The 24,256-nt window shown below is 58.2% G+C and carries 20 protein-coding genes; 2 read left to right on the forward strand and 18 right to left on the reverse strand.

Annotated features, from left to right (window positions below; genetic code table 11):
- Nucleotides 1–18 precede the first annotated feature (18 nt).
- The 4 genes from BLT47_RS03725 to BLT47_RS03740 form a co-directional block, all read right to left on the reverse strand.
- Nucleotides 19–2,019, reverse strand: coding sequence for a dynamin family protein (locus BLT47_RS03725; RefSeq protein WP_074661796.1), 2,001 nt, complete (start codon nucleotides 2,017–2,019; stop codon nucleotides 19–21).
- Nucleotides 2,010–3,821, reverse strand: a complete 1,812-nt coding sequence (locus BLT47_RS03730; RefSeq protein WP_074661800.1) for a dynamin family protein — start codon at nucleotides 3,819–3,821, stop codon at nucleotides 2,010–2,012. Before BLT47_RS03730 ends, BLT47_RS03725 begins: the two co-directional genes overlap by 10 nt.
- Nucleotides 3,818–5,176: a histidine--tRNA ligase gene (gene hisS, locus BLT47_RS03735; RefSeq protein ID WP_074661804.1), complete on the reverse strand. Its 1,359-nt coding sequence runs from the start codon at nucleotides 5,174–5,176 to the stop codon at nucleotides 3,818–3,820. Before hisS ends, BLT47_RS03730 begins: the two co-directional genes overlap by 4 nt.
- 122 nt (nucleotides 5,177–5,298) lie before the next feature.
- Nucleotides 5,299–6,021 carry an MBL fold metallo-hydrolase gene (locus tag BLT47_RS03740; protein WP_074661808.1) on the reverse strand — a complete coding sequence of 241 codons (723 nt, stop codon included), beginning with the start codon at nucleotides 6,019–6,021 and terminating at the stop codon, nucleotides 5,299–5,301.
- 322 nt (nucleotides 6,022–6,343) lie between these two features.
- Here BLT47_RS03740 and BLT47_RS03745 point away from each other — a divergent pair, with 322 nt between their 5' ends.
- On the forward strand, nucleotides 6,344–7,693 hold the full coding sequence (locus BLT47_RS03745; protein ID WP_074661813.1) for a DUF349 domain-containing protein: 1,350 nt from the start codon (nucleotides 6,344–6,346) through the stop codon (nucleotides 7,691–7,693).
- A gap of 283 nt (nucleotides 7,694–7,976) precedes the next feature.
- A complete protein-coding gene (locus BLT47_RS03750) occupies nucleotides 7,977–8,582 on the forward strand; it encodes a hypothetical protein (RefSeq protein ID WP_074661818.1) in 606 nt (201 codons plus the stop codon).
- 167 nt (nucleotides 8,583–8,749) lie between these two features.
- On the opposite strand, the gene BLT47_RS03755 is transcribed toward BLT47_RS03750, so the two are convergent.
- From BLT47_RS03755 to pgsA, 14 genes are all read right to left on the reverse strand, one after another.
- A complete protein-coding gene (locus BLT47_RS03755; RefSeq protein ID WP_074661822.1) occupies nucleotides 8,750–11,050 on the reverse strand; it encodes a RelA/SpoT family protein in 2,301 nt (766 codons plus the stop codon).
- A gap of 159 nt (nucleotides 11,051–11,209) precedes the next feature.
- A complete protein-coding gene (locus BLT47_RS03760; protein WP_065415104.1) occupies nucleotides 11,210–11,755 on the reverse strand; it encodes an adenine phosphoribosyltransferase in 546 nt (181 codons plus the stop codon).
- Nucleotides 11,756–12,877, reverse strand: a complete 1,122-nt coding sequence (gene secF / locus BLT47_RS03765) for a protein translocase subunit SecF (RefSeq protein ID WP_049620076.1) — start codon at nucleotides 12,875–12,877, stop codon at nucleotides 11,756–11,758.
- Nucleotides 12,877–14,970, reverse strand: coding sequence for a protein translocase subunit SecD (gene secD / locus BLT47_RS03770; protein WP_083330042.1), 2,094 nt, complete (start codon nucleotides 14,968–14,970; stop codon nucleotides 12,877–12,879). The genes secF and secD overlap by 1 nt, the downstream gene beginning before the upstream one ends.
- Before the next feature lie 30 nt (nucleotides 14,971–15,000).
- Nucleotides 15,001–15,594, reverse strand: coding sequence for a preprotein translocase subunit YajC (gene yajC / locus BLT47_RS03775; protein WP_074661825.1), 594 nt, complete (start codon nucleotides 15,592–15,594; stop codon nucleotides 15,001–15,003).
- A gap of 218 nt (nucleotides 15,595–15,812) precedes the next feature.
- Nucleotides 15,813–16,829 (reverse strand): Holliday junction branch migration DNA helicase RuvB, encoded by a 1,017-nt coding sequence (ruvB, locus tag BLT47_RS03780; RefSeq protein WP_049620078.1) that lies wholly within the window; start codon nucleotides 16,827–16,829, stop codon nucleotides 15,813–15,815.
- Nucleotides 16,829–17,416, reverse strand: a complete 588-nt coding sequence (gene ruvA, locus BLT47_RS03785) for a Holliday junction branch migration protein RuvA (protein WP_074662031.1) — start codon at nucleotides 17,414–17,416, stop codon at nucleotides 16,829–16,831. Before ruvA ends, ruvB begins: the two co-directional genes overlap by 1 nt.
- A gap of 244 nt (nucleotides 17,417–17,660) precedes the next feature.
- Nucleotides 17,661–18,299 carry a crossover junction endodeoxyribonuclease RuvC gene (ruvC, locus tag BLT47_RS03790; RefSeq protein WP_049620079.1) on the reverse strand — a complete coding sequence of 213 codons (639 nt, stop codon included), beginning with the start codon at nucleotides 18,297–18,299 and terminating at the stop codon, nucleotides 17,661–17,663.
- A gap of 259 nt (nucleotides 18,300–18,558) precedes the next feature.
- Complete coding sequence (locus BLT47_RS03795; RefSeq protein WP_049620080.1) at nucleotides 18,559–19,311, reverse strand: YebC/PmpR family DNA-binding transcriptional regulator; 753 nt, start codon at nucleotides 19,309–19,311, stop codon at nucleotides 18,559–18,561.
- A gap of 228 nt (nucleotides 19,312–19,539) precedes the next feature.
- Entirely contained in the window at nucleotides 19,540–20,133 is a 594-nt protein-coding gene (locus BLT47_RS03800) for an NUDIX hydrolase (protein WP_083330043.1), read from the reverse strand.
- 276 nt (nucleotides 20,134–20,409) lie between these two features.
- Nucleotides 20,410–21,030, reverse strand: coding sequence for a hypothetical protein (locus BLT47_RS03805; RefSeq protein ID WP_074661828.1), 621 nt, complete (start codon nucleotides 21,028–21,030; stop codon nucleotides 20,410–20,412).
- Nucleotides 21,027–22,151 (reverse strand): glycosyltransferase family 4 protein, encoded by a 1,125-nt coding sequence (locus BLT47_RS03810; RefSeq protein ID WP_074661833.1) that lies wholly within the window; start codon nucleotides 22,149–22,151, stop codon nucleotides 21,027–21,029. Before BLT47_RS03810 ends, BLT47_RS03805 begins: the two co-directional genes overlap by 4 nt.
- Entirely contained in the window at nucleotides 22,148–23,452 is a 1,305-nt protein-coding gene (locus BLT47_RS03815) for a phosphatidylinositol mannoside acyltransferase (protein WP_083330044.1), read from the reverse strand. Before BLT47_RS03815 ends, BLT47_RS03810 begins: the two co-directional genes overlap by 4 nt.
- Complete coding sequence (gene pgsA / locus BLT47_RS03820; RefSeq protein WP_082160142.1) at nucleotides 23,449–24,252, reverse strand: phosphatidylinositol phosphate synthase; 804 nt, start codon at nucleotides 24,250–24,252, stop codon at nucleotides 23,449–23,451. Before pgsA ends, BLT47_RS03815 begins: the two co-directional genes overlap by 4 nt.
- Between the last annotated feature and the right edge of the window lie 4 nt (nucleotides 24,253–24,256).

Consider the following 24,256-nt stretch of genomic DNA (forward strand, 5'->3'; position numbering starts at 1 on the left):
TTAAAGCTCACCCCTAGCTCAAACAGTTACGGTACGCAGGCTTTCAGCCGCCTGCCGGAACTCGGCGTAGTTTTTGCGTTCTTGTAGGAGCGGTGCACAGAAGGACTTCCGGGTTTGTTCTTCTACCCTTTGCATAATCCGTTCCCGTACGCGCCGGGCCAGTGCTTCTGCATTGTCATGGCGGAGCACACGGGCGAGGGCCGAAACCACGAGGCCGAGCAGCCCTCCCCCAACTACCAGCACGAAGGGCCAGGGTAGCGAGCCAAGGCTCGGGGCTGGGCCCAATCCAAACCCGAACAAAGCACCGAGGGCGCGAACAATCACCCACGCCAAGCCAAGTACCAATGCCAGCACGCCGATCCATTGCAAAATAGCGCCAACGGTCCAGCGGAACGGCCGCCTATCCGCCTCGGTATCCGTGGTAGTCACAATCCGTGCCCCGAGATCAGCAAGGTCAGCTCCCGAAGCAGCCACGCGCTCACGCACAGAATTGCGCCACCGCAAAGGCAAAGGCTCACTCACTGCTTCCGCGTAGCGCCGCAATTCTAATTCTGCTCGTCCCGCTTCTACCGGACTGAGTGCTAAGCTCACTACCCCGCCCGCCAGATTTGGCACAGCGGATTCGGGCGCCGCAACTTTTCGCGATCCGTCTTCCGGAACGCCAGTCTTCGAGGTTCCGGTTTCCAAAATCGCAATCTCCGCGTTCCCGGGTTCCGGAGCGTTATTTTCCAGGTTCTCTGTGCTGCCGGTTTCCACATTTCCAGCCGGAGTGTTCCCCGTTTCTGCTGCGTGATCTTCCCACCCCTGAGCAACCGGTTCTACAGTATGTTCGGTTCTCGTAGACGGCGCCAATGCGGGTGTGGTTTCTGCGCCCCCAGTACTAGTTGTTCCGGCCCCGGTTCCAGTTTCTACGGCTTCTGCGCGAGTTCCGGTATTCCCGGTACTAGCTACTGCCGGCCCGGTGCGGCCTTCCGCTGTAGTGCTGGTGGCTACAGTTGGTGCCGTTCCGCCAGCAAACCTTGCCGTTCCCGAACGCAAACCGATAGCTTCTAAGGGATCAACGCGGTGCCGCAAGCGGAAGCGAGTTAGCGGCCAGCCGGTGGCTAGCGCCGAACGTTGCGTGTACGACTTTGCGGCCGCGCGGGTTACTTCTTCCGCACCGGCCGCCCAGGCCACCGCTGCTGCGAGCGGCCGGCTGTCCGGTTCGACTTCCGCCACTTCGGTGCCGCCCGCTTCCTCAATATCTGCGCTGATAGCCCCACCCACGGTCCGTATATCGCCCGCGATGCGTTCTGCCGAAGCCCGTTTACTTGCCGCAGCTTCCCGTAAGAAGCCACGCAGTTGCCCAATACCGTGCCCCTGCACTGCCGAGGTCACCAGGATCGGTGCGGCCAGCCCGTCCGCGGCTAACAGTTCACGCAAATGCTGCACAATTTCGGCGCGTTCTACTTCCGGTACCGAATCAGCATGGTTAAGTACCACGGCGCTGGCCCGGCCAAGTTCGGCCAGGGGCCGCAAATAGTCTTCGTGGATCACCGCATCCGCATATTTTTGTGGGTCCACTACCCAAATGATCACATCAGCCCGGGCAATAATCCGGTTCGCGATCTCCCGATGTTCCAGATGTGAAGAATCCAAATCGGGCAAATCAACCAGCACCAAGTCCGAAAGTGGCGCCGTCGAAAGTTGCATCACTATCTTCCGGTTTGACACGCCAAGCCAGTCTCCGATTTCTGGGGCGTGATCTCCGGAAACCACCACAGGTTCGTGAGTTGCCGGCCGGATTGGCGAAACCTTCACCACTTCTTGCCCTACGAGAGCGTTAATAAGCGAAGATTTCCCGGACCCGGTAGCACCCGCAAAAGCAATAATCGTGCGCGAAGTACCGATGGTTCCCCGCTCCTGTGCTTTCGCCAAGACGGCTTCGCCCTGCTGACGCACCTCTGCAGATAAATACCGACCCCCGAGTTCCAGGGCTCGGTCCAAATATGAAAGTCCATTCGGGAGGCTTAGAGCCACGCTGTCTCCCCTCCGCGTGCTGCCTTGCCAGCTTGCGTAAAAGCAGCTTGCGCGGCCGCACGCTTTTCTGTACTGATCCCCAACCGCTTTATCTCATCTTCATAAGGCTGGGTATCTTCATTGAAATATTTTTCTGCCCGGATCAGGAAATCTTTCCGCGCGGTAGTGGTCATGCGGCGTACGGCGTCGTCGCCGAAAATCGCCTCCAAAACTTTTTGTGCCACGACTGCGGTACCACCCGCGATCGCTATTTCCCCGCCGGAAATTCCCGCGGTTTGTGCGAAAACCACCACCATAAGCGCTATCCCCACAGCATTTACCCCCAGGGCGGCGATACGTGCCGTGGCCCGCTTATCTTGCCCCTCAGCGCGCAGCAAATCGAGCACGGCGCGTTGCCAGTCGCGTACCAGCCGGCCGGCGGTTTCTTCCCGTACCGGCCGGGTGCGTAAATTCTTTTCCGCGGCCATGGCCAGCCCTGCCCCGCTGGCATTGCTTTCGAAACTGCTCCGGATCTGCGAAACCATATTTTCCGCCGTGGCCACTAGCACGGCCTGCAGGGAATCTTCGATCGCTTCCCGGGTTTTTGTTTCGCGGCGCGCCGTGTCTACCCCGCGAATCCAGGTGCTCAACCGGTCGCGTACCGAAGCCACTCCGGTCTCAATTTTCCGCATTACATCTCCGGTGCCGACGACGTCTTGCCAGCGCCGCAGCACTTCCCCGCGCAAAATCTGGTTATCGGCCAAACTTGCTGCAATGGTTGTACCGGCCGCGTTACGGGCTTCGGAAATGATTTCTTGCAGGCGGGTTATTTCCGCAAGTTGTGCCTCATATGCGGGCAGGACCGTACTGGCACGGTCGATAATGGTAGCCACCGTGCCCTCGAGGGTTTGCCGGGCTACCGAGGTGCGGGCCCGGCCATCTTCGGTCAAACCTTCCAGCCAGCCGCGCAGGGGCGCAATATCGGCATTCGGTAGTAGATCTACCGGCCCGGAAGCTTCTCCGATTACGAACAGTGGAGCCCTACCTAGCCCGTGAGCTTCCAGTTCGCGGAAAAAATCGGGACGTACTTGCCCGGACGTACCGGGTGGCACGCGATTGAGCACTACGGCGAGCACGATCTTCCGGCGCTGCGCGTCATCAAGCATGGCCCAGGGGATCGCATCCGCATAACGGGCGGCCGTGGTCACAAAAATCCACAAATCTGCAGCCGCCAAAAGCTGGCCGGCTAACCGCCGGTTTTCCACCACTACGGAATCAATATCTGGCGAATCGAGCAAAGCCAATCCGGAAGGAACGGCCTCCGATTCCACCACATGTAGCTCTACCGGGCCCGGTGTCTCGGCGTCTACCGGAACGAGTGCGGCGTCCCCCATACCCGGTGCCGTTTCTTGCGACGCCGCGACAGTTTGCACGCGCGGCAGGGAAGGCAAGATCCGTTGATCGGTAAACCAGTGGCCTTCGCCCGGAGCGTGAATGAGTACTGGTTGGCGAGTGGTGGGCCGCAAAGCTGAAGAGCGGCTCACTTCCCGGCCAAGTAGCGAGTTGACGATAGTGGATTTACCCGAACCGGTAGAACCACCAACCACTGCCAATAAGGGTGCGTCCACTGCCCGCAAGCGTGGCAATACGTAATCCTCAAGCTGCCCGCGGGTTTCCGTAACCGCATCCCTACCGGCTTCATGTTCGGGCACAGACAGCGGGAAAGACAGTGCGGCTAAGGAATCCCGAAGTTCTTCCAAGGCCACGATGAGCGGATCTTCGGCTCTGCTCTTACTGCTTCCACTGCCACTGCGACTACTCACTTGTTTTCACCTCCAGTATTTGCCTCCGCCTCCTCCTGCGGCTCCAAAATCTGCACTGATAGGTCTTCAATTGGCGGCATCCAGCTGCTCGGATCGGCGTCGTACTGTTCTCCGCTGCGAATATCGCGCACCTGCTCCCCTTCTGCGGTAGTGAACCACACATAGGGAATGCCGCGCCGATCGGCATTGCGGATCTGCTTACCGAATTTCACCGAGTTATGGGAAACCTCGCACGGAATCCCGCGCCGGCGCAAAGCCATCGCGACCCCTTCGGCGTGCATGCGTTCTGTTTCATCGTTTACCGCCACGTATACGGCCACCGGTGTGGCACGGGAAGCTACCAGTTTGCCGGTAGGAATAAACCGCGAAAGCAAACGTGAAACCCCGATCGAAAGGCCCACGCCCGGATACTTCTTCTTGCCGCTACTAGCCAGTTGGTCGTAGCGCCCACCCGAACAAATAGAGCCGAGATCTTCGTGACCTACCAGAGTTGATTCGTACACCGAACCCGTGTAGTAGTCCAGGCCGCGAGCAATCGACAAATCCGCTTGCAAAGAACCAGGGAGCAACTCGTTGGCACCCTCGATCAACACGGTTAGCTCTTCCAAACCGGCATCCAGCAAATCCCCGCTAACGCCAAGTTTACGTACCGCATCTGCAAAGGAAGCATCCGGCGTGCGGATCTGCGCCAGTTGCAGGGCCAGGCGGGCTTGGGCCGGTGTGGCCCCCACCTGTTCGCCCAGCAATTCGGTAACGGCATCCGGGCCGATCTTGCCCAGTTTGTCAATAATCCGCAAAGTTTCTTCCGTATCCGCAATCCCAATCGCTTCGTAGAATCCCTGGGCCAGTTTGCGGTTGGAAGCACGAATAATCACCTGTGGCAAAGGCAACCGAGCAAATGCATCCACCATGGTGAGCGGCACTTCAATTTCGTGGTGGAAAGAAAGCTCGCCATCGCCAATCACATCTACGTCTGCCTGGTAGAACTCCCGGAACCGACCATCTTGGGGCCGCTCGCCGCGCCACACCTTCTGGATTTGATAGCGCCGGAAGGGGAAAGTGAGCTTGCCCGCATTTTCCAAAACATAGCGGGCCAGCGGAACCGTGAGGTCAAAATGCAATCCCAATTCTGCCGGTTCTTGCCGCGCATGATCTTGGAGCCGGGAAAGCACGTAGACCTCTTTCGAGGTCTCACCTTTGCGCAGTAGCTGACTCATAGGTTCTACCGCGCGGGTTTCGATCTCTGAAAAACCGTGCAGTTCAAAAGTAGAACTGAGAGTATCGAGCACGCGGCGCTCAATGAGCCGCTCCTGCGGTAGCCATTCCGGAAATCCTGACAGCGGAGCAATCTTCATGCGTAGATTCTTTCACGTTTTGCGAGCCCGGGTGGCGATCACCACTCGGGCACAAATTGAAGTAATGTTGAATTTTATTTATATTCGTTTCGGTTTTATGGGCAACTCTACTGCAAGGAGGCCTACTGCAAGTAGGCGCGCAGGAAGGGCGAGTGTTTCAATTCTCGGCCGATAGTTGAAGGACCGCCGTGCCCCGGGAAGAAGGGGTGGCTATGGTCAAGTTCGTCCACGATTTTCCGGAGCGTGGAGCGCATAACGGCGTCGTTCCCGCCAAGCGTATCGGTACGCCCAATACCGTCCCGGAATAGCACATCGCCCGTGATGATGTAATTATCGCCAAAACCCCAGTCCGGCAGCGCGGGAGTGTACTCATCGCGCGCGAACCGCCCCGAGAACAAGAAGAGCGTGGAACCTTCGGTATGCCCGGGCGCGGCAAAAGCACTCAGCTGCACACCTTTAACGATTTCAATCCCTTCCCGAGTGAAGATCTCATCCGGTAGGGGCAATACCTTTCCCGGCGCCGCCCAATCATGGCCACCAATTCGGCGCACCAGATCCCCAGCGATCGTGGTGCCCAGCGGATCTTCCATCCGGTAGGCATCGTGCCGGTTAATATAGAAGGGCACTTCATCGCCGGCGATAATGCCGGCATCAAAAACATGATCGGAATGCCCGTGTGTGGCTACCACCGCCGCTAAACGCAAGCCGCGTGACTCCAGTACCTCGGAAACCCAGCGCGCACTTCCCGCGCCCGGATCGATCACCAGTGCTTCCCGGGCCTCAGTATCTGCCAGGAGGTAACAGTTTGCCTCGAGGGCTGTTCCATTGAAACGCAAAAACAGCATACAAATACGCTAGCGCGTTACCAGCTTCCTAACAAATAAAAGCCTCACCGGGCGAAACGTGAATCATACCGGGCAGGAGGTATTTGAGAGGTATTTGAGAGGGAATGCCACCGCGCGAAAACGGCCCCCTCCGCTAAAACATGTATAAACGCCAACCGAAAAATGCCGAAAAACCGTGGGGGCGTGCCCACTTTCGGCTATTTTTCGTCGCATTGCGCACCCCATTGCGGTAACGTCCCATATGAAGCCAGTTTTCGACGTAAACTAGGCGGACAGTTGATACCGTACGGCGCTGTATGCGCCGCCTTCTGAGGAGCGTTTTATGAGCGAAGAGACTCCCACCCCAAAGCCCACCCCGGCACCGGCCCAGCGGCCCGCACCGCAACCCGCTAAGACCGGCCCGGTCCACGCCACTCCCACTGATTCTTTGGCAGCCGCGGAGGCAGCCAAGTGGGGTCGGGTAGACGATGCGGGAAATGTGTGGTTGCGGTCTAGTGAAGGCGAAAGGATCGTCGGCCAGTATGCTGCTTCCGGTTCGAGTGAAGATGCTCTGGCGATCTTCGTGCGGCGCTACCTTGACTTGGAAACCCAGGTTGCTGTGGTGGAAACCCGGGTTGAAAACGTACACCCGGACGAAGTACAAAAGTCCATCAAGACCTTGACGAAGGAACTTACCGAACCGGCCGCGGTAGGCGATATCGAATCCCTGCGCACCCGTTTGGAAGCTGTGCGGGAGCGGGCGGCCCAGCGGCGCACCGAAATTGCGGCGGAACGCCAAGCGGCGAAGGAAGAAGCGCTTGCCTACCGCACGCAAATCGTGGAGCGTGCCGAGGAGATTGCCGGGCAAGATCCGCAGCGAATTCATTGGCGTAACTCCCGCGAAGAGCTTTCCACACTGTTTGACCAGTGGAAGCAGGCTCAGCGCCACGGTGCTCGCCTGGACCGCGCGGTAGAGCAGGGCTTGTGGAAGCGTTTCTCCCATGCGCGCACGCTTTTTGATCGCGAACGACGCCGTTATTTCGCCGAATTGGATAGCCAGCGCAAGGAAGTGGTAGCGCGCAAGGAGAAGCTGATCGCGCGGGCCGAAGAACTCAGCACCTCCACGGATTGGGGTGCTACTGCCGCCGCCTACCGAGATCTCATGGAGGAATGGAAGGCCGCCGGCCGGGCCGCGCGGCGCCAAGACGATGCCCTATGGGAACGTTTCCGGGCCGCCCGGCAGCCCTTCTATGATGCCCGCGAAGCTTTCTTCAATGAACGCAATGCGGAAGAAGTGGCCAACCGGGATGCCAAACTGGAGCTCGTAGCCGAAGCCGAAGCGCTTTTGCCGATCCGCGATATTGAGGCGGCCCGCGCCAAGCTACGCGATATTGGCGAACGTTGGGATGCAATCGGGCCCGTCCCCCGGGCCGATATCGACCGGACGGAAGGGCGTTTGCGCCGCGTAGAAGACGCCGTGCGCGGGGCCGAGGCCGAACAGTGGCGGCAAACCGACCCGGAAAAGGAACAGCGTTCGCAAGGCATGGCCGCACAGCTCGAACACCTGATTGCCGAATTGGACAAGGAAATCGCTGCTGCCCAAGCAGCTGGCGATGAAGCCAAACTCAAGGAGCTCGGCGCGGCCCGGGAAGCTCGCGTGGCCTGGCTCGAACAGGTGCAAAAAGATCTGTAAACCGCTACCGCGCGAGCTGACCGCTGCCGCGCGAACTTGGTAACGCGCAAGCGAACAGCGCGCAGGGCGCAGACTGGTTATGACCGGCTGGTTGCTACGGGATTTTTCCCGGTAGCAACCAGCCGGTTTTTGTGTCGGAAGGGCCACCATGCAGGGTGGCAAGCGCATAAAAATGCACAACAAACGCACAATAAACTTATCCACAGCCAGGCTGACCTGCCATCAATCCACATCAAACGCAATCAAATGGCATCACAGGTCTTTATTTGCGAGAATGGCCAGCATGAAAGATTGGAGAAATGCGGCGCCCTTGGGGCACGCGGAACGGCTCGGGGTTTCCCGCGGTTTGTTGGTGGAGTATTTACCCGGAAAAGTGGCGCCGGCAGATTTGGCTAGCTGCCCTTCTTTGCGGGCTGATTTATTGGCACCGGAAGTGCGCCCGGGATACGTGATTTGTGGGTTTTCAGCGGTATGGGTGCACACGGGATGGTGGCCGCCAGAGAAAATGCGCGAACTTACCTTGGCACATCCTACGACCGCCCGCTACCCGGTGGTGATGCGCACCAGAATCCCGGATGCGGAGGTGCAATATCTTGCCAACCGGCCGGTTACTACTTTGGAGCGCACGGCTACCGATATTCTCAAACTCGGCGGCACCGCCTGGTTGGGTGAAGCGATCAGCGCTTGTTTTCATCTTTTTGCGGCCGGGTTATCCCTAGATAGGTTGTTGGCCCAAGCGTCTCGCACGCCCGAGCTACGCCCATCCCGGCATCCGCAAGCTCATGCTTTCTTACAGGCACTGCCCCACTACCACAAACTCGCGGCCGGTCAGGCACATATGCCCGCAGCCACCCGAAACGCCCGAGCCACCCGGCGCGCCGTGGCCTAGCCCGCACTCCGTGTGCTCTACGCACTGCCCTTTCGCGAGCCCTGCCCAGTGCCTAGCACAGTGCCAGCCCGGCGCCTAGCCGCCTAGCCCGGTACTTTGCCCCGCCGCGACCTGGCCCTGTGCTCTACGGGGCGCTGCCTGGCCGCTCCCCGCGGCTATACCCGGCGTTACTGTTCGGGCACGCGGCGCTTAGAGCTCTTCTTTGCCGGGGTTATCCGGTAGGCGTCGTACACGCCTTCAATACTGCGTAGATCCGCCAGGATCCGGCGCAAATGGTGTGTATCTGCCATCTCGAAACTGAAGACGGAACGGCTCATGCGTTCTTTCGTCGTCGTCATATTACCGCCGAGCAAATTGACTCCGTTATCGAGCAATACCCGAGAAATATCGGAAAGCAGCCCCTGCCGATCTAACGCGTCTACCTGAATCTGCACCACAAATACGGCTTCGGAATCGTCCGACCAAGCCACATCAATAAAACGATCCGGTTCGCGTTGGAGCTGGGCAACGTTCGGGCAGTCCGCACGATGCACAGAAAGGCCGTTCCCGCGCGTCACGAAGCCCACGATTTTATCGTTCGGTAAAGGCGTGCAACACTTGGCAAGTTTTACCATTACGTCCCCGGAATCTATGCCACGCACGCGAATTGCTGATTCGGCACCGCGGGAAGCCGGCCGGGCAATCTGGGTGGGAGTAACGCCTTCTGCCAAGGTTTCTTCCACCCCGGCTTCCCCGCCCTGCATATTGATAAGCTCACGCACCACGGTTTCTGCCGAAACCGCGCCTTCGCCCACCGCCACATATAAATCGTCCACGCTCTTGCGGCCCAGCTGGCGGGCCACATCGGAAAGCGATTCGTGGGTCATGAGCCGCTGTACCGGCTGGTTACGTTTGCGAATCGCCCGGGCTAAACGGTCCTTACCGTTTTCCAGCGACTCATCCCGGGCAGATTTGCGGAACCATACCCGAATCTTGGCCCGTGCGCGCGGGGTGGCCACAAATTCCATCCACCCCCGGGAAGGCCCAGCTTCCGGATTCTTGGAAGTAATGATCTCCACGGTATCGCCAGATTCCAGCTTGTGATCGAGCGTTACCAGCCGGTCATTGACTCGTGCCCCCACCGTGCGATGCCCTACCTCGGTGTGTACGGCATAGGCGAAATCCACCGGGGTGGCCCCGGCTGCCAGCTCCATCACTTCCCCAGCCGGAGTAAACACGTATACCTTGTTGCCGGAAATTTCATAAGAGAGCGATTCTAGGAACTCGGCCGGATCCGCAGTTTCGCGTTGCCAATCCACGAGTTGGCGCAACCAGGTAAGTTGAGTTTGCTGATCGGTAGCAACGTCCTGTGCTTCTTGCTGCTTGGCGCTCTTACCGGCGTTTTCCTTATACCGCCAGTGTGCGGCCACCCCGTATTCAGCCCGCCGGTGCATATCGTAAGTGCGGATCTGAATTTCTAGGGTGCGATCTTCCGGGCCGATCACGGTAGTGTGAATCGACTGGTACAAGTTGAATTTCGGGGTGGCAATATAGTCCTTAATCCGCCCCTGCAAAGGTGTGTACAGCGTGTTAGCCACGCCGAGCACCGCATAACAATCCGGGATGGTATCCACCAGTACCCGCACTCCTACCAGATCATAAATGTCGTCGAAGTCTTTACCTCGCAAAATCATTTTCTGGTAGATCGAGTAGTAGTGCTTCGGCCGGCCGGTAATCGTGCACCGAATATGCTGGTTTTTCAGCGCCTTTGAAAGCTGATCTTCAATCCGGGCAATATAGGCTTCACGTTCCGGAGTGCGTTCCTGTACCAACTTTTCGATCTCCGAATACACTTCCGGATACATGGTTTTAAAGCTGAGGTCTTCCAGCTCCCATTTGATCGAATTCATGCCCAAGCGGTGTGCCAGCGGCGCATAAATCTCTAGGGTTTCGCGTGCTTTGGCCCGGGCTTTATCGGCCGGCATGTACTTCCACGTGCGGGCATTATGCAAACGGTCCGCTAGTTTTATGAGCAACACCCGGATATCTTTGGCCATGGCGATAACCATTTTGCGCACGGTTTCAGCTTGCGCGGCCTCGCCGTATTCCACTTTGTCCAGTTTGGTAACGCCGTCTACCAGGAGTTCTACGGTGGGGCCAAATTCTGCCCGCACCTGCTCCAAGGTGTAATCGGTATCTTCGACCGTATCGTGCAGCAGCGCACCCACTAAAGAATCTTCATCCATGCCAAGTTCGGCAAGGATCGTAGCTACCGCTACCGGATGGGTGATGTAGGGTTCGCCGGAACGCCGGAATTGGCCTTCGTGGCATTTTGCGGCCACATTGTAGGCGTGGATGATCCGCGATTTGTCGATAGATTTGGTGCCCAGCGCACGCATAAGGGGTTCCAGTTCATCGGGCACCTGCGTTCCCGACCTGCCTGTTAGCCACGATAGTCGCGAAATCACCCGTGGTCCGTTCTCTGACATCTGGCCCTCCCTTCTACGCGCCTGTGCGTAATATCTTAGCGTTATCATATGGGTTAACGATGAAGGTTGCGCACTTCTTCCCGTGCGCAACCTTCATCGTTAGATTTTTAGTTTTATTTGCGATAACGCCACTCGCGGTAACTTTATTCTAAAGTCCCTTTAGTCGAATGTTACTACCGAATCTACCCGGTAGCCGGAGAGCCGTTCGCGCCCGCCCAAACCGCTGAGTTCCACGAGCACACAGAGGCCTACCGGAATGCCACCTGAACCCTCTACCAGTTGGAATGCGGCGTTCGCGGTGCCACCGGTGGCAAGCACATCGTCCACCACGAGTACCCGCTGTCCGTCTTCCACGGTGAAAGGTTGTACTTCCATGCGTGCCGTACCATATTCGAGTTCGTAATCGACGCCGATCACCGGGCCGGGAAGCCGGCCGGCCTTGCGGATGGTGATCATGCCGATCCCCATCGCATAAGCCAGCGGCGCGGAAAGAATAAACCCGCGTGATTCTAGCCCTGCTACCGCATCAATTTGCCCGTCATAGTGCTCGGCGATGCCGTCAATTGTGCGTTTGAAAGCAGCGCCGTCGCTCATGAGCGGGGTGATATCCCGAAATAGGACGCCGGGTGCCGGAAAATCTTCCTTTACCCGGATTTTCGAGTAAACAAGATCTGAGAACTCTTGTGGAAATCCCTTGTCACTCACTTACTTCCTCCGATTCTTGCGGCGCGGCTGGGCTTTTTGGCCCCGGTGCCGGCCCGGACGGGAAGGCCCGGCAACTGACAGGGCATCCTCCGTAATATCTTCGCCGGCGGCGCGGCGCGCCTCGATCTGCTCTGCTCGTTTTTCCCGAGCCTTCGCAACCTTCTGGTTGTGCTCCTTGATCCGCGGATCCAAATTCGTGAGCTCCACCGCAAGCGGAGCCGCCAAGAAGATTGAAGAATAAGCGGAAAGGAGTAGGCCTACAAAGAGTACCAGGGCCAGATCCCGCAGGGTTCCCGCGCCCAAAAACAGCACGCCTATAAACAGAATAGACGCTACCGGCAAGAGCGAGGTTATCGAAGTGTTAATAGACCGGATCAAGGTCTGATTTACGGCCCGGTTGGTGGCTTCCCCGAAGGTGTAACGATCTTGCTTGAGCACGTTTTCGGTGTTCTCGCGCAGTTTATCGAAGACCACCACGGTGTCATACAAGGAATAGCCGAGGATCGTTAGCAAACCAATCACCGTAGACGGCGTGAATTCGAATCCGAACAGGCAGTACAGCCCCACCGTCACGATCAGATCGTGGAACAGTGCCAGCACCGCGCCCAGCGCGTTGCGCCAAGACCGCATATAAATCGAAAGTCCGATGAGTACCAAGACGATGAATACCACGAAACCTTGCAAGGCCTTCATGGAAATCCCTTGGCCCCACACCGGCCCAATAAAGGTTGAGGTCACGTTATTTACGGAAGTGCCATACGCTTCCGCTAGTTCGCCGCGAATCTTTTCGGTGTCAGCATTGGTAAGGGCTTGCCCTTCTTCTCCGGTAGACACCTGGATCCGCAAGGAGCTATCCCCTACTTGCGCCACGCGGGCCACTTCCCCGGTGTGCTGGGCGATAATCTCGCTCGCCTTGTTCTGTTCCACGGTTTGTGCATGCGAAACCGTGAACTGCGAACCTCCGGTGAAATCAATTCCGAGGTTCAATCCCTTGCCAAAGAGCGCCGCGAAAGAAACGATGATCGCCACGATGGCAACCCCGAACCAGATGCGTCGCTTGGAAATGACGGGCACCGCTTTGCGGCCCGAATATAGATCATTACCGAGGCTATAGACCGACATTAGGCGTTCTCCTTTCCGTCTGTCTCCGGCGAGGGTGCCGCAATCCCCTCGGCTTTCATTTGCGCGCGGCGCTCTTCCTTCCGCCTTTCGGCCAAGGTAGGTCCAGCTTCTCCTGTGTTATCCGCGCGAGCACTAGGCTCGCTGTCCGGCGTCGTACTGGAAGCTGCAGTTACCGTGGCTGATACCTTTTCCGGTGCGGGGGCCGACGCCGTACGCGAACGCAACCTGCCGCGCCCAGCATAGTTCGGGGAACGTCCGAGCAGTTCGGCGCTCAATCCCGACCAGCGGTGCCCACCACCGAAGAACTTGGTACGCACCAAAAGCTTCATGGTGGGGTAGGTAAAGATGAAGGCAACGATCAGGTCGAGAATCGTGGTTAGTCCCAAGGTGAAGGCAAAACCACGTACCGAACCGATTGCTAGGAAGTACAGGACCACGGCGGCTAGCAAGTTCACCGAATCGGAAGCAATAATCGTGCGCCGTGCTCGGGTCCAGCCGCGTTCCACAGCTTGCCGCAAGCTGTGCCCGTCCCGAATTTCATCGCGTATACGTTCAAAGTAAACGATGAAGGAATCAGCGGATATGCCGACCGAAATTATCAGACCAACCACGCCAGCCATGGATAGTCGGTAACCGATTGTCCAGGAAAGCAAACACACGATGAGGTACGAAATACCGGTGGCCAGCACTACCGAGAGGATAGCTACCGCGCCCAGGGCGTGATACTGCCAGAACAGGAAGGCTACTACCAAAATCAGGCCGATCAGGCCGGCGATCAGGCCGGCGCGCAAGGATTCCGAACCCAAAGTGGCCGAAATTTGCTGCTGGGATTGCACTTCGAAATGGAGCGGCAAAGAACCAAACTGCAGCTGGTTAGCAAGCGTGCGCGCCCCCTTGGCGTCGATGCTGCCGCCGGTGATTTGGGCTTGACCATCCCGGATTTGGGTACTAGGCACCGGGTTGGAAAGTACCTTACCGTCTAGCACGATAGCGAACTGGTTGCGCGGCGACTGCAAGCTGATCAGGCGCCCGGTGACGTCGGAGAAAGCCTTCGCGCCTTCTTCGTTGAGCCGCAAGGAAACTGCCGGTTTGCCATTCTGATCGAAACCAGCCGTGGCTTCCTGAATTTGCGTGCCTTCTACTTCAGACGGGCCGAGCACGAATTTTTGCGGGTGGAGCTCGCCGGTAGCCGGATCTTTTTGCGCACCGCAAGCTACGAGCGGCTGGGCCGGATCATCATTCGAGTTCGGGGTTACTTCACCAGTACAATCCAAAGTCCAAAAATCGTACAGCATTTGCTCGGTGAGCCAGCTCAGGTCCGAAGCATCCTGCGGAGTGGCGGCAGGTTCCGCCGAAATCTTGCCATCACCATCGGCATCCGCCAGCTTGGTAACTGCCTCTTCCAAAGCCTTCCCAGAAAGTGGGGTGGAAGCGGGAGCGGCTCCTGCCTGGCCATCCTTGGCACCATTTGCGGCGCCATCCTTACCGTCTGCCCCGGCGGAAGCATCTGCGCTAGCCTCCGGGCTATCGGTAGTTGGAGCTGCCGTGGGAGCTTCCTTTGCTTGCGGATCTAGGGTGCCAGCCGCAGAGGATGGAGCTTGGCTTGGCTGTTTGCCATCGGCTTGCCCATCGGCTTTCTGTTCTGCGGCCTTGGTGGCCTGATCGAACTGTTCTTGGGTAAGCACACCCGGCGCCCCGGAAGCCAGCACCGGCCGCATCCGCAAGATCGCGGAGGAACGAACCAGGTTCAGGGTTTCTTCGGAAGGCTGCCCGGGCAGGCCAACCACAATATTTTGGCCACCTTGAGAGCTGATTTCAGCTTCCGCTACACCTTGCGCGTCTACTCTTTGGCGAATAATTTCAATCGCCTGGTTGACGTCTTCATCGGTAATTTCTGATCCGTCCGTAGTTTGCGGGGTGAGGATCAGTTCGGTGCCGCCTTCGAGATCAAGCGCAAATTTCGGGGTCCAGCGGGATTCTTTTCCCACGAGGCTACCGACCAGGAGCGTAATGATCAAAGTGCAGGTGAGTAGTACTAACAAAATGAGACGACGCCGCGGCATGCGGGCGTCCGCGTTATGTGAAGAGGACATATATTTCTCGACGAACTCTACTTCCGGGCTTTACAACCAGGCATTGCCCGGGCGTTCCTTAGGTTCAGCTGTACGGCCAGCCGGGAATCCGGTTTGGGGTTCCGATTCGAAGGCGGAGCCCCTATTTTCGGTCTTATTTCCGGCGTCTGCGGTGTTTCCGGCGGCTGCAGAATCACTTTGCGCGGCAGTGTTCTTTGCAGCTAGCTCAGCATTCTCCGTATCACCTGCCTGGCTGAAGTCCTCGGCTGCTGCGGTTCCTTCCGCTTCGTCTGCGGCTTCCGCCGCTTCGGTACCGTTTAGTGCCGCAGCTTCGGCTGCTTCTGCTTTATCTAGCTCAGCTGCTTCTGCTTCAGAAATGGGGGCAAAGGGAATTTCCGCGCGGCCCATAATGGCTTTGCGGATCCACACGCTTTCATCACCAGAAGGCGATTCGAGCGTGATGGCATCGCCGTCAATGGAAACGATGGTCCCGAAGAACCCAGAGGACGTCATGACGTTAGCGCCAATAGTGATCGCTGAGTCTCTCTCATTTTCCATTTTTTCTCGTTGCTTCTTGGATGAGCGGCTAAAGAACCACATCATCACAACCATGACCACGAGTAGAACTATGAATTCGGGTCCCACCGGCTGACTCCTTACATGTGAACAATTACCGTGCCAGTGTACCCGTGAACGCTGTGAACCCCAGAAAAAACGCTCATTTTCTGTGGGTGCAACCAGACACGTCGCGGTGCCCGATAACTAATTCCGCGATTTGCGCGCGGCCGCGCGCCAGTATTCTTTGCAATTTCGGCGCCGCCGCGTGCCGCCCTGTGCTGCTGCGTGCCGCCCAGCGCCGCCGGCTAGTCAAACAGCGTATTTTCTTGCGGCGGGGTAAGGCCTAGGTGATCCCAGGTTTTTTGGGTCGCTACCCGGCCGCGCGGGGTACGCAAAATATAGCCTTCGCGTACCAAATACGGTTCGGCCACGGTTTCCACAGTTTCGGGTTCTTCCCCCACCGAGGCGGCCAGGGTGGATAGCCCTGCCGGGCCTCCGCCAAAACGTTTGCACAGCACATCGAGGACGGCGCGGTCCAAACGATCTAGGCCTACCGGGTCTACTTGGAAAAGTTCGAGGGCCGCGCGAGCGGCAGCTATATCCAGGTGCCCATCGCCTTTTACTTCCGCCCAATCTTGGGCGCGCCGCAACAGCCGGTTGGCAATACGCGGGGTGCCGCGCGAACGGGAAGCAATTTCGAGGGCCGCATCGGGATCAATAGTGATCTCCAGTTTGGCAGCTGAACGGTTGACGATGCGTGCCAGTTCTTCTTTGCTGTAATACTCGAGGTGGGCAGTAAAGCCAAAACGATCACGTAGCGGAGCGGGTAATAAGCCGGCCCGCGTGGTGGCCCCAACCACGGTGAAATACGGAAGCGGGAGCGGAATAGAAGTGGCGCCCGGCCCTTTCCCTACCATTACGTCTACCCGGAAATCTTCCATGGCCAAATAGAGCATTTCTTCCGCATTGCGCGCCAAACGGTGAATTTCGTCAATAAACAGCACGTCGTTTTCTTGGATGGAAGAAAGAATCGAGGCAAGATCGCCTGAATGCTGAATTGCCGGACCAGAGGTGAGCCGCAATGCTCCACCTACTTCATTGGCAATAATCATGGCCAGCGTGGTTTTCCCCAGCCCGGGTGGCCCGGATAGGAGCACGTGATCGGGGGTGCGGCCGCGTTCTACCGCGGCTTGCAATACCAATGAAAGCTGGCGGCGTACTGTTTCCTGCCCCACAAATTCAGAAAGCTGGCGGGGTCGCAATGCTGCTTCCGCTGCCCGTTCCGAATCGGAAGCTTGGGGTGATACTACAGATTCGCTCATTATCGCCGTCCCAAAAGTTGCAGACTAGTCCGCAAAAGTTCGGGCATGCCCGCCTGCGGGTTGGCCTCGACCGCTTCTTGGTAGGCGCTGGCCGCATTGCGTTCCGGCCAGCCCAAACCTACGAGAGCTTCGATCACATCCGAGTTGGAAGCCGGCGCACTCCCGCTTGCCGGTTCACTTCCCACGGCCGGGCCGAGTTTGCCCGCAAGTTCCAAAATTAGCCGTTGTGCGCTCTTCTTCCCGATTCCGGGCACGCGCATAAGCGCCGCTTCATCTTTCATTTCGATCGCGCGGCGCAGTTCATTCGGGGTCATTACGGATAGCAGGGCAAGCGCGACCTTCGGCCCCACTCCGGAGACCGATTGCAAGGTCTCGTAGGTGTCACGTTCGTCGTCGTCATGAAAACCGTAGAGGGTCATGGAATCTTCGCGCACCACAAAAGAAGTTGCTAAACGCGCCGATTCGCCTTCCCGTAAGTCGGCGAGAACGCTCGGAGTGGCTAGCACTTTCAGACCGAAACCACCGACCTCAATAACCGCAAAAGTGGGGGCTACCGTCAATACTTTCCCGTTGAGGCTACTAATCATCGAACTTCCTCCTGCCGCCGTTTGCCGGCCGCCGCGTTTTTGCCGCGCCACCGCACAACCTCACTTCTCCATTCCCCCACTCACCTTATGCGCCTACCCGGTTGGGACCAGGCACCTTCCATAGGTGCGAAACTTTAGGTTTTGGTGCACCAGTTCGCTTTTGCTTCCACGACCTCCGCGCAAGCTCTCGGCACGGGTTGCTTAGGCAGCGCCCCGCCCGTTCGTTCGAACACTTGTTTGGATCTTACCGGGGATCTTTTGTTTTGGGGGCGACGGCGCCGGCGCGCCGGCTGAGGCGTTCGGCGGAAGCCCATGCACGTTGGGCTGGAGTGAGCCCGGGGCCTTCCGCGCGCGGCAGCGTATTGGCTCCGCCGTGTTGGCTGTTATTGACTTCTGCGTCTAGCGCGTGTGCTCCGCCGCGCCAGGCATGGCAGATGGCGATAGCGAGCGCGTCTGCGGCGTCTTTGGGGCGCGGCAGCTCGGGCAGGCGCAAAATTCTTTGCACCATGTTTTGCACCTGTAATTTGCCGGCCCGTCCTGAACCGGTGACGGCTGCTTTCACTTCGGAAGGCGAATGCATTCCGAGCGGTAAACTCGCCCGGGCTGCGGCCAGCATCGCCACGCCGGCCACCTGCGCGGTAGACGTTACCGAACGCATGTTTTCTTGTGCAAAAACGCGTTCGATTGCCACCACATCGGGCTGAAACTCGCCAATCACCTGCTCGATTTCGTCGAACACTAGCATTAGGCGTTTATGCGGTGCCATTTCTTTTGGTGAACGGGCCACGCGCATATCAACAAGGCTCACCCGGCGTGCCGGATCAGCATCAATAGTGCCAAGCCCGCACCGGGTGAGCCCCGGATCGATTCCTAAAACTCGCAATCCTTATCCTCTATTTTTGGCCGGTGCTACCAGTCGCCACTTCTGCGGCCGCGCCCCAACCGTTACTGCCCGGCGCACTGGTTTACGACCGTCTCTACGTGGTACCGACAGTTACCCACGTGTACAGACTGCTGTCCGCGTGTACCGACCGTTACCCGCGTGGTACCGACTTCTCGGCGATCCGACGATGGCGAACAAGACTGGTACCGACCGTTACCCGCGTGGTACCGACCGTTGCCCAACGCACCGCCGCATCCGTTTAGGCGTCGAGCTCTTCCATGATTTCATCCGAAATATCGGCGTTGGTATAAACCTCTTGGATATCGTCTAGATCATCAAGGGCATCGGTGAGTCGGAGCAGCTTTTCGGCGCCGGCCTTATCGAGAGGCACTTCCGTGGAAGGAACCCACTTGGATTCGGCCGAATCGTATTCAATCCCGGCTTCCTGGAGCGCGGTACGTACCGCTACTACATCCTTCGGATCACTTTCGATAATGAAAGTATCCCCGGTTTCGGTAACGTCTTCCGCCCCGGCATCTAGGACCGCCAGGAGGATATCTTCTTCGGTGTTATCGCCCTTCGGGGCTTCCACAATGCCGCGCCGATTAAACAGATAGGCCACCGATCCCGGATCGGCAAGGGTGCCTCCATTTCGGGAGAGCGCCACGCGCACTTCCGAAGCCGCCCGGTTGCGGTTATCGGTAAGGCATTCAATGAGGATCGCGACGCCGTTGGGGCCATAACCTTCGTAGGTGATGGATTCGTACTGTACGGAATCATCAGTTTCGCCCGAACCGCGCTTGACGGCGCGTTCGATATTATCGGCCGGTACCGAGCTGCGCTTCGCTTTCTGAATGGCATCGTAAAGAGTAGGGTTTCCGTCGGGATCGCCACCACCCGTTCGCGCTGCTACTTCAATGTTCTTGACGAGACGTGCGAACATCTTTCCGCGCTTGGCATCATTCGCCGCCTTCTTATGCTTTGTGGTGGCCCACTTTGAGTGTCCCGACACTGCAGTATTCCCCTTCTTCAACAACAATTACCGCGGCTATTCTACGCGCGATACCGGCGGCTCGCTGTCATCCGTTTCACCGCGTTCCATTACCTAGCTCACGTATTTTACCGCTTCCGCTGTGATTTTATTTTCGTACGGTTTCCCGGTTTCTTCCCTGCCTGCGGATTTTCGTTCGCGCCTGCTTTCCCGGGTACGACGCCCGGTACGACGCCGGCCATCCGGCCACTATTCTTCGTGGATTTCGCGCATAGTTCCGTCCCAACCTTGGAACCACTGGGCAGCGTATTGCGGAAGTTCCCGCGGATAGATGGGTACCGGGCCAGCGGCAAGTGCTGCTAGTTCAGCTGGGCTGTGCCAAGCGATAGCATCCAAAACGTCCTGTTCTAAAACGGTTAGCTGGGTGTTGGTTCCGGAAATGGCGGCTTTGGCTTCCTCCGCTGTGAGATGGACGAGGAAGAATAGTTCATCTTGCCGGCGGGTTTCGCCCACAAAACGAAAAACTGCGTGGCGGGAAAGTACCGGCCCAATGAGCCGGGTAGCGGATATATGCACGCCGGTTTCTTCCGCAAATTCGCGGGCCGCGCCACGCTGCGCGGATTCGCCCGGGTTGAGGCCGCCGCCGGGCGTAAACCACCAGCGGTGTTGTGAATCGGCCGAATCGTGGCCAAGTTGCAACAGTACGCGCCCTTGCGTATCGAAAGCTACCACGCGGCCAGCCGCGCGCCGCAAAATCCCATCCGGCCCCGGCTTCCACTCATTTTCTAATTCCGCGATTTGTGCGGCGTAGTCTTTTTGTTCCTGAGGTGCCGCAGGCTCCATACCGTTTCCTTCTTCGTGCTAGTTGTTCTCGCTGATCTGCGCCGCCCTGCGCGGCACTGGGCTAGTCTGAGCCGATCTGAGTAGGCCGCGACGTCAGAGTAGGCCGCCGTGCTTCAGCCGGCCGAAACGCCGAAGCTGACTAGGCCGGGCGATTAATCGGCTATTGCCAGCTTGCCAATACCCGGCGCTTGGCAGGCTAATCCGGGCTACTAATACCCGCTACTAATATCCGGCGATTACCGCGCAATTACCATGCCAATGCCAGGCCAATTCCGGCTATTCGTCGTCGATATCGATGGTTTGTGGCATTGGTGCTCGGCCGGCCAGGCGGAAGAGCCGAACCAACCAGAGTTTGTGTAGGTGGCGGGCTTGAGCTACTTGCGAGTTGTGGAATTTGCGGGTCATGCGCACGTCCAAGCGGGCCCGTTCCAGTTTCGCAAAAGTATCCTGGTGCTCCGGAGCGATATCTGCGGGGTCGAGCTCACCTACGGTAAGCCGCAAAGTGCGCGATAGTTCGGATTCTAGGTTTCGCCGCTGCGCCGTGGCCGCCGCCGCTTCTGCCGGAGTGATTTCGCTATTATTGCGCCGCGCGCCGGAAAGCGCATCGGCGTCGTACAGTTCCTCCAAGCCTTCGGAAACGATTGGCACCATGGAATTATCCAGGCAAGTTTCGGCGCGTTCGGTCAAGATCAGCGCACCGGCAATATCTAGTTCCCCACTGCGGGCCGCCTCCGAAGCATAACGCGCGCGGGCGGCTAAAGCTTGTTCGGCAACCAGCCGGGCTTTCAGTACGTTGGAGTGCAAACGGTTGAGACGGCGCGCCAACATGACGCACAAAGACATCACGATGAGGGCGATAAGTACCATTATCAACAGGGTAATTTGCCAGGGCGTCATGAACTTACCTCCGTGCGTACGGTACGAATCGCGGTTTCATAAACGGCTAGCACTTGCGAGGCCACGGTCTGCCAATCATAACGTTGCGATTCGAGCTTACCGGCCTGCGCAATTTCTTCCCGGTGTTGCGGATCGCGAAGCGCGCTAATCACCGTTTGCGCTAGGGCGTGCGGATTTTCATTGCTAAACAGGGCCCCGAATTTACCACCGCCCAGTACGGCCTGGAAAGCCGGAATATCGGAAGCGATCACGTAGGCACCGGCGGCCATCGCTTCCACCAAAATAATGCCGAAAGATTCCCCGCCCGTATTGGGAGCAATGTAAGTATCTACGGAAGCCAGCATGGCTGCTTTTTCTGCATCGGAAACCCGGCCTAGGAAAGTTACCCGCTCACTGCAGGTACCAAAAGCCTTGCTGGCAGCATCCAGATCACCCGCGCCGGCCACAATGAACCGCACCCCGGGAATTTCCGCTTCAATAAGTGGGGCCGCGGCAGCCAAAACCGGCAGGCCCTTACGCGGTTCGTCTAAACGGCCCAAAAACCCGACCGTTGGGGCATCCTGCGTGCCGGTAAAGCGCGGATCGGCAGGCACGTCGAAATCGGAAGTGTAAACCCCATTGGGGATAATAAAGGCGTCTCCGCCCAGGTGATCGACGATGGTGCGCCGCGCTTCTTGGGAAACCGCGATTCGCGCCTGAATCTTTTCCAGAAGTGGCCGCAAGATCGGCGTGAACATATCGAGTGCCCGGGACCGTTCCATCGAAGTGTGATGCGTGGAAACCACCGCGCAATCCGCGCTCATTAACGCCAACATGGCTACCGATGGGACCAAGGGTTCGTGTACGTGCAGCACATCGAAATCCCCATCGCGCAACCACTGCCGCACCGCGCGGTTCACACGCGGACCAAAAGATAGCCGCGCCACCGAGCCGTTATACCGAATCGGTACGGCTGCGCCTACCGGCACCACGTAGTCTTCCAATTCCTCTTCCTGCTCGCTGGGTGCAATCACCGAAACGGTGTGGCCGCGAGCTATGAGTTCTTCCGCTAAATCACGAATATGAAACTGCACGCCCCCGGGTACATCCCAGGAATAGGGACAGGCAATACCTATTTTCACGGTCGTCCTCCACTATTGCCCGGGCGGTTACCGGCGGTATCTTCCGGGCTCTGTTCCTGATTTTTGCCAGCGGTACTTTCCGAGCTGTTTGCCGGGCCAGGCAGATCCGTCTTTTCTGCGCCCGGCTCTGGATTTAGTTCCGAGCGTTGCTGATCTGCCTTTTCTGCCCTAGTTCGCTCTACCCTAGCCCGCCCGGCGCTCGGATTCTTAGAATTGGCGGTATCGAGCGTAGAAGCAGTATCGTTCGACGAGACGATACCGTGCGTCGAAATAGAGCTTGTTTCCGCAGAATTTGCGCTTCTACGCGTAGCGGTGCCGTGTGCGGCGGCTCGGGCGGCGAGTTTTGCCCGCGCCTTTTCGCGGTTGGCAAGGTAACGGTCTTGATCTAGATCGGCCACGAATACTTTTTGTAGCATGTGCCAATCATCCGGGTGGGCGGCGATTATCGGTTCGAACGCATCCACCCAAGCTTGGGTCATGCGTGCTATATCGCGCTGCTTTTCTACAGGTCCGCTTTCACTAGTTTCTTGCGGATAGATAAGCGGCCCACCTTCAACTACCGTGCGCCAGCGCGTGGGAAGCGCCCCGCGGTTTTCCGCTTTCCGATAGTAGATATACACCGGTAAAATCGGGCTTCCCGTTTCTTGGGCGAGAATTGCCGGCCCGGCGGCGGCCAACATCTTCTCCCCAAAGAATTCCACTTCGATACCGGAAGCGGTGAGATCACGATCCGCAAGCACGGGCGCGAGCACTTTTTCTTCCCGCATCACGCCGGCCAGTTTGTGGATCGCCCCGCCGCCTTTAATTACCGGGAAGATGATCATGCCGATCCCTTCCCGGAAATCCACGAAAGCACGATACAGTTCTTCGGGTTCAAGCTTTTCTACCAGGGTGGCAACCTTCGCCAAATTCTGATTTGACCATGCCCCAGCCAAATCCCAATTCCCCATGTGCATAAGCGCCGCGGCCAAAGAATCCCCGGAATCGAAAGCTTCCCGCGCTTCCTCCAAATTGCGTTCTTCCACGCGCGCCGCAATGTTTTCCGCATCCCAGCTCCGCAAATGCAAAGCTTCATAGTAGTACCGCATATAGGAGCGCATCCCGGCCCGGGAAAGCTGGCGCAACTGCGCTGGCCGTGCGTCTTTTTTAATGCGTGCCAGATTCTTTCGCAGTTGCTTAGTACCCGCCGTGGGCAGCGTACCGGCCACTGTGCCCACAAGATTGAAGAGCGCCCGGCCCACCGGTTCTGGCAGACCGTTAACTAAAGCGTCCGCAATCCGGAACACCCGCATTATATTCATGCGTCGCTCCCCTCGGCCGCGGCGGTACCGTGCGGTTCTGCGGTGCCGCTCGCTTCCGCGGTGCCGCTCGGTGCCGCCGTGCCGCTCGGTTCCGCCGGTGCCGGCTTAGTTTCTGCCGTGGGAGCCGCGGCCGTACCGTGCGGGGCACTATTGAGTAGGTTGTGCGGGTCTGCTTGGGCTTGCCGGTAGACGGCTACCATGCGTTGCAAAACGGTGTAATAGCCGGCGATGAACAAATACCACACGGCCACGAGCAGTATCCAGGCTCCCCACGGGAACCAGCCGGTACCGGTGAGCCACAAAGCCAGCAGAATTATGACTAGCCGATCCGCCCGTTCCGAAAGCCCCAGGTTAGCGCTGTAGTCTACGGCTTCCGCACGGGCGCGCGCGTACGACGTCGTCAACCCCGCCGCCAGGGCGCCCACGCCACCCACCAAAATCCAGGTGGTAAGACCTTGTGCGGCACCCACCTGGTAGCGGTATACCCAGGCGAGCACGCCCGCGAATATTGCGGCGTCCGCCACCCGATCCATAGTGGAATCCAGGAAAGCACCCCACTTGGAAGAAGTTCCGGTAAGCCGAGAAATCTGGCCGTCTAACGAATCGCACACCACCACGGCGGCGATCAGCCAGGCCGCCCACACCGGGTGCCCACTGGCCGGCAAAATGAGGGCGAGCGCAACCACCAAAACCGTGCCGGCAATAGTGACCGCGTTCGCAGAAATACCGAGGCGAACAAAAACCTTCGCGATCGGTCCGAAAATCCTCTGCGCCAATGGGCGCCCAGTGCGAGACAGCATTATT

The sequence above is a fragment of the Actinobaculum suis genome, assembly GCF_900102025.1.
GTDB classification, from domain to species: Bacteria; Actinomycetota; Actinomycetes; order Actinomycetales; family Actinomycetaceae; genus Actinobaculum; species Actinobaculum suis.